The 6,441-nt window shown below is 45.7% G+C and carries 7 protein-coding genes; all 7 read left to right on the forward strand.

Annotation, left to right across the window (positions count from 1 at the left end; translation table 11 throughout):
• The first annotated feature begins 11 nt into the window (after positions 1–11).
• The 7 genes from BLP57_RS18425 (at position 12) to BLP57_RS03415 (ending at position 6,057) form a co-directional block, all read left to right on the forward strand.
• Positions 12–137, forward strand: a complete 126-nt coding sequence (locus BLP57_RS18425; RefSeq protein WP_021650958.1) for a hypothetical protein — start codon at positions 12–14, stop codon at positions 135–137.
• Positions 122–895: an SseB family protein gene (locus BLP57_RS03390; protein WP_015525910.1), complete on the forward strand. Its 774-nt coding sequence runs from the start codon at positions 122–124 to the stop codon at positions 893–895. Before BLP57_RS18425 ends, BLP57_RS03390 begins: the two co-directional genes overlap by 16 nt.
• A gap of 72 nt (positions 896–967) precedes the next feature.
• Positions 968–1,345 (forward strand): GntR family transcriptional regulator, encoded by a 378-nt coding sequence (locus tag BLP57_RS03395; RefSeq protein ID WP_015525911.1) that lies wholly within the window; start codon positions 968–970, stop codon positions 1,343–1,345.
• A gap of 11 nt (positions 1,346–1,356) precedes the next feature.
• Entirely contained in the window at positions 1,357–3,822 is a 2,466-nt protein-coding gene (locus tag BLP57_RS03400) for an ATP-dependent Clp protease ATP-binding subunit (protein WP_092069446.1), read from the forward strand.
• A 96-nt stretch (positions 3,823–3,918) separates the two neighbouring features.
• Positions 3,919–4,332 carry a hypothetical protein gene (locus BLP57_RS03405; protein ID WP_015525913.1) on the forward strand — a complete coding sequence of 138 codons (414 nt, stop codon included), beginning with the start codon at positions 3,919–3,921 and terminating at the stop codon, positions 4,330–4,332.
• Positions 4,326–5,699 carry a DNA repair protein RadA gene (gene radA, locus BLP57_RS03410; RefSeq protein ID WP_092069449.1) on the forward strand — a complete coding sequence of 458 codons (1,374 nt, stop codon included), beginning with the start codon at positions 4,326–4,328 and terminating at the stop codon, positions 5,697–5,699. The genes BLP57_RS03405 and radA overlap by 7 nt, the downstream gene beginning before the upstream one ends.
• 94 nt (positions 5,700–5,793) lie before the next feature.
• Positions 5,794–6,057, forward strand: a complete 264-nt coding sequence (locus tag BLP57_RS03415) for a hypothetical protein (RefSeq protein ID WP_278603923.1) — start codon at positions 5,794–5,796, stop codon at positions 6,055–6,057.
• The last annotated feature ends 384 nt before the right edge of the window (positions 6,058–6,441 follow it).

Consider the following 6,441-nt stretch of genomic DNA (forward strand, 5'->3'; position numbering starts at 1 on the left):
TATGAAACACAGTGAGTAGTTACGAACATGAAAAGCTGGATGCTGACAGGGCACAACAGGAACCAACCATTTTCCTTGATGAGGTGTCGCATCCAAGTGATGAGGCAGAGAGGACAGAAAAATGGGAATCAGTGTAGAAGAAGCAATCCATGAGCTCAGAAACAGGGAGGAAGTATTTGTTGCATATTCACAGGCAACCAGACTTCCATATGTGACCTGTGATGAAGAAACATTTAATGACCAGGCAAGGATTTTTGCCACAGAAGAAGAGATCAAAGAATATGGTAAACAGCTCCTTGAGGATAAGATCCTTCTTATGGGCATGAAATATGAGAAAAAAGACTATCCAAGACTGTATGGTACGCTGTACGCGATCGGAGTGAACAGTGTGATCTGGATCGACGGAGAAGAGAAGATCGAGATTGAGATCGGAAAGATCGCAAACCAGAGAGATATGAGTAAGATCGAGCCGTCAAAGAGACCGCTTCTGAACCCGTCTCTTGAACTTTCCGGAATCTATTTTATGCAGGAATTGCGTCGCCCGGTAAAACAGGAAGAGCACAAGAATATCCGTGAGTTGGAAGAAGAGCTGATAGCAAACCTGCGTAAGGCAGAATTCCTGATCGCGATCAATGCAGAGCAGGAAGAAGATGGAAAGCTCCATATTCCGTATCTGAAAAATAAAGAGGATAAGATCATGCAGCCTGTGTTTACAGATGTTATGGAATTTGAGAAATTTGGAAGAGGCAAGAATCTCCGTGTTGCGAAAGTGACTATAGACAAACTTCCGAGCCTGATGATTCCGCAGGCAAACGCTTATGTGGTAAATCCAATGGGATTTAATCTGGTTCTTAACAAAGAACAGATAGAGAAGATTGCAGGGATCAGTAAATAAAAACAAAAATCACAGCAGGCTGCCAGGATGAAACTGTGCAGCCTTTTGCTGTTGTAGAGGAGAGATTACCCTATGGTGATAGAAATCGATTTTAACAGTGATGAGGCAATCTATATGCAGATCACCAATCAGATCATAATGGGGATCGCTACATCAAGGCTTCATGAAGGGGATACTCTGCCTTCTGTACGGCAGCTTGCAAGCATTGCAGGAATCAATATGCATACTGTGAATAAGGCATATGCGCTGCTTCGTCAGGAAGGCTTTGTGACTATTGACAGGCGAAAGGGAGCGGTGATCTCCATAGATGCAGATAAGGTCAGAGCACTGGAAGAAATGAAACAGAATCTGACAGTAGCAATGGCATGGGGATGCTGTAAAAATGTAACAAGAGAAGAAGTCCATCAGCTGGTGGACGAGATTTTTGACGAGTATGACACAGACAGATAGGAGGAGACATCATGCAGGAACGATATACAAAACAGGCAGAGAATGTTCTTGCTCTGGCAAAAGAGGCAGCCAGCTCCTGCGGACATAGTTATATCGGCACGGAGCATCTGCTGGTCGGGCTTGTAGAAGAAAAGGAGGGCACAGCAGGAAGAGTTCTGGAGGAGTTTGGGATCCAGGCTGATAAAGCGATGGCTCTGATCGATAAACTGATCGCACCGCCGGGAAATACGGCTGTTTCACAGAAACCGGGATTCAGTCCGAGAACCAGAAGAGTTCTTGAGGGTGCATATGCAGAAGCAGAATCCATGCGTTTTGAGGAAGTCGGGACAGAACATATTCTGCTGGCAATGTTGAAAGAAACAGATTGTGTGGGTACCAGACTGCTGTACACAATGGGTGCCAATATCCAGAAGCTTTATGCGGCCGTGCTGACAGCTATGGGAATGGACAGCGATGCCATTGCGGAAGAATTCCAGGCTGTAAAAGCTTCAAAGGGAAGAAACAGCAGTGTAACACCAACTCTGGATCAGTATAGCCGAGATCTGACGGCCATGGCAGAAGAAGGTAAGCTGGATCCTGTAGTGGGAAGGGATAAAGAAATTGCCAGACTGATCCAGATCCTGAGCAGAAGAACAAAGAACAATCCCTGCCTGACTGGAGAACCGGGAGTAGGAAAAACGGCTATCGTAGAGGGACTTGCACAGCGGATCGTCACAGGAATGGTACCGGATACTGTGAAGGATAAGCGGGTTGTAGTTCTGGATCTTTCCGGAATGGTCGCAGGAAGTAAATATCGCGGTGAGTTTGAAGAACGTATCCGAAATGTGATCGATGAGGTAAGCGAACAGCAGGGAATATTGCTCTTTATTGATGAGATCCATACGATCATCGGAGCCGGTGGAGCGGAAGGTGCACTGGATGCTTCCAATATCCTGAAACCGTCTCTTTCCCGTGGAGAGATCCAGCTGATCGGAGCAACGACACTGGAAGAATATCGGAAATACATTGAAAAGGATGCAGCGCTTGAACGGCGTTTTCAGCCTATCATCGTGGAAGAGCCTACAGAAGAGGAGGCTGTTGAAATCCTGAAGGGGCTGCGCCCATATTATGAAAAACATCATGGTGTAGAGATTTTGGATGAGGCCCTTGAGGCGGCTGTAAAAATGTCCGTTCGTTATATCAATGACCGGTTTCTTCCGGATAAAGCCATTGACATTATTGATGAAGCAGCGTCGAAAGTACAGCTGGCGGGATATCGTCCGTCTCCGAAAGCAGAAGCACTGGAAAGAGAGATCCACGATATTCTGAAACAAAAAGAACAGGCAGTTATAAATGCAGATCTTGAAGGTGCAAAAGCAGCACAGGCAAAGCAGAATGAGGCGGAAGCAGAATTGGAAAAGATCCGAAGAAAGGGGGAGAGGAAAAATCGGAAAAATCCACTTACAGTTGATGAAGAGGCAGTTGCCGGTATTGTGTCTGACTGGACAAAAATACCTGTACAGCGTCTGACAGAGGGGGAATCCCGTAGGCTTGCAAATTTGGAAAAGGTTCTGAAAAAACGTGTGATCGGACAGGATGAGGCAGTTTCTGCAGTTGCCCGTGCGGTAAAAAGGGGAAGAGTAGGATTAAAGGATCCCGCAAGGCCTATAGGTTCTTTCTTATTCCTGGGACCTACCGGAGTGGGAAAAACGGAGCTTTCCAAAGCGCTGGCGGAAGCTGTATTTGGAAGTGAGCAGGCAATGATCCGTGTAGATATGTCCGAATATATGGAAAAACATAGTGTTTCTAAAATGATCGGATCGCCGCCCGGATATGTAGGCTATGAAGAAGGTGGACAGCTCAGCGAAAAAGTGCGCAGAAATCCATACAGTGTCATTCTTTTTGACGAGATTGAAAAGGCTCATCCGGATGTGTTTAATATTCTTCTGCAGGTACTTGATGATGGTCATATTACAGATGCTCAAGGCAGAAAAGTGGATTTTAAGCAGACGATCATTATCATGACTTCCAACGCAGGTGCGCAGATGATCATGGAACCGAAACATCTTGGATTTATGTCCGGAGATACGGAAAAGCGTGATTATGAACGTATGAAGTCCGGAGTGATGGAAGAAGTGCGGCGGATGTTTAAACCGGAATTTCTGAACCGGATCGATGAGATCATGGTATTCCATTCTCTGAATAAAGAAAATATCAGGAAGATCGTTACTATTCTTTTGAAAAACCTGGAAAAACGCTGTCAGGAACAGCTGGATATCATACTGAAAGTTACCGGAGCAGCTAAAGATCTTATCGCAGATGCGGGCTTTGACAGTAAATACGGTGCAAGACCGCTGCGTCGTGCGATCCAGACAAAGATTGAGGATGAGATGGCAACAGAAATCCTTGAAGGTCGGATCAAAGCCGGTGATACCGTACAGGTGAAGGTCAAAGACAAGAAAATCTACTTTGAAGTAAAAGATGCGGAGAAAGCGTAAGAATTTTATTACTTTCTATAGCCAAAAAAACAGAAATAAGTTATAATTAACAAAATTAAAACTATACAACGAAAGATTTCAGGAGGACATAAGATCATGGCAGTGGTACAGGAATTGATCCGCACAGAAGATAATGGGACTATCAGTTTTGGAGATTATGAATTAAATCAGAAATCCAAATTGTCGGATTATCAGTATCAGGGAGATATGTATAAAGTAAAAACATATAAGGAGATCACCAAACTTGAGCGTAATGGAATGTTCGTATATGAGTCTGTTCCGGGAACCAGTGTGTTCCATCTTCAGCAGGATGGAACAGCAATGAGTTTTGAGGTTCAGGGCTTTGAGGATTCTCAGATTACTGTTGAACTTGAAGCTGAGACAGAGTATCAGGTATTTATTGATGATGTAAGTACAGGTACAATGACCACAAACCTGGGCGGCAAGCTTTCTTTCAGTGTTGAACTGGATGCGAACACCAAAGCAGAAGTTAAAATTGTAAAATGCTAAAAAATAAAAAAACGGTTTATTTCTGTCAGGAATGCGGGTATGAATCAGTCAAGTGGATGGGGCAGTGCCCGGCATGCAAGGCATGGAATACTTTTGTGGAGGAAACGGTTTCTTCCAAAAAATCTTCCTCAGGGAGTATTAAAACTACACAAAAGAAAACGGAGCCTGTAGTTCTGAAAGATATCAGTCTTTCTTCAGATGAACGTCAGAGCTGCGGAATCGGTGAACTTGACAGGGTGCTGGGAGGCGGAATCGTCCCCGGCTCCCTTGTTTTGGTAGGTGGAGATCCTGGTATTGGCAAGTCTACATTGTTGTTGCAGGTGTGCAGAAATTTATCTTCACAGGGGATTTCTGTTTTGTATATTTCTGGTGAGGAGTCTCTCAGACAGATCAAGCTCCGGGCAGATCGGCTTGGAACGTTTAATGATAAACTGAAACTGCTCTGTGAGACGAATCTTGAAAATATCCGGGAGATCATTGAGCGGACGAAACCAGATGTAGCTGTTGTGGATTCTATCCAGACGATGTTTCATGAAGATATTTCGTCTGCACCGGGAAGTGTTTCTCAGGTGAGGGAATCTACCAATGTACTGATGCAGATCGCTAAGGGTATGGGTGTGTCCATTTTTATCGTGGGTCATGTGACCAAGGAGGGAAATGTGGCAGGTCCTCGTGTACTGGAGCATATGGTAGATACTGTGCTTTACTTTGAGGGAGACAGGCATGCTTCTTACCGGATCCTGCGTGCGGTGAAAAATCGTTTTGGTTCTACCAATGAAATTGGTGTTTTTGAGATGCAGAATTCCGGACTTGAAGAAGTGAAGAATCCTTCCGAGTTCCTTTTGAATGGAAGACCGGAGAATGCTTCGGGATCTGTTGTTGCATGTTCTATGGAGGGGACGAGACCGATTTTGGTGGAGATCCAGGCTCTGGTGTGTCAGAGTAATTTTGGAATTCCGAGAAGAACAGCAGTTGGTACGGATTTTAATCGTGTGAATCTTTTGATGGCGGTTCTGGAGAAGAAGGCGGGAGTTCATCTTGCTGCTTCGGATGCTTATGTGAATATTGCGGGTGGCATGAAGATGACAGAGCCGGCGATCGATCTGGGTATTTGTCTTGCTATTATTTCCAGTGCGAAGGAGATCGTGATCCCGGATTCTGTGATGGCGTTTGGTGAAATTGGTCTGAGTGGCGAGGTTCGTGCAGTGAGTATGGCCGGACAGCGTGTGCAGGAAGCGAAAAAGCTTGGGTTTGAGACGGTGATACTTCCTGAGGTGAACCGGACGGCTACAGAGAGTATTAAAGGAATTAAATTGGTTTATGTAGCTGGGATCCGGGATGCGATTTCTTTTATCAGAGGGTTGTGAGTTCCCGGCAGGTTATTTTGAATAGGATCATGTGGTCAGCCGCTGTATGGTTTGTACGGCGGCTGTGTTTGGGTTAATAGATAAAAAAACATAGATGATAGTAAGGGAAAGGCTGGTGTTGGTTATGGGTATTGGAAATATTGGAAATATGATGAAGGTTATGAATGCATGGAATACATTTAAACAGAATCATCCGAAGTTTCCGGCATTTTGTAGTGCGGTTTCCCGGCGGGGGATTCGTGAGGGGAGTATTCTTGAGGTGACGTATATTAGCCCTGAGGGTGAGAAGCTGACTACGAATATTAAAGTGCAGGCCAGTGATCTTGAGTTACTGAGAGAACTTTCTGGTGGTAATTGAGTTGAGCAGATAGCGAATGTTGATTATATATTGTATATGTCTGTTTGACGGGTGTTTTGGTTCCGGTGTCTGGCAGTGTTGGAACTGCCGGGTGCCGTTTTTTTTGTTGGGATGGAGAGGGACGCCAGAGGGAGTTGGCATCGGTCCGGGGGGCGGTTTTGTGTGGTGGATGGAGAGGGACGCCAGAGGAAGGCGGCATCGCTCCGGGGGTGGATGCAGGCGGGGATGTTTTTGAGGTTTTGAGAGGTGGATGTGGTTGAGGGACGCCAGAGGAAGGTGGCATCGCTCCGGGCAGGGACTCCGTCGGGGGATACTACTAGGGCTCCGTGAGACGGCTAAAAGCATTGCGGCAGGGCCAGAACTCGCCTCCGGCTCAGACAGCAG

Source organism: Blautia sp. SF-50 (genome assembly GCF_900101315.1).
GTDB lineage: Bacteria > Bacillota > Clostridia > Lachnospirales > Lachnospiraceae > Blautia_A > Blautia_A fusiformis.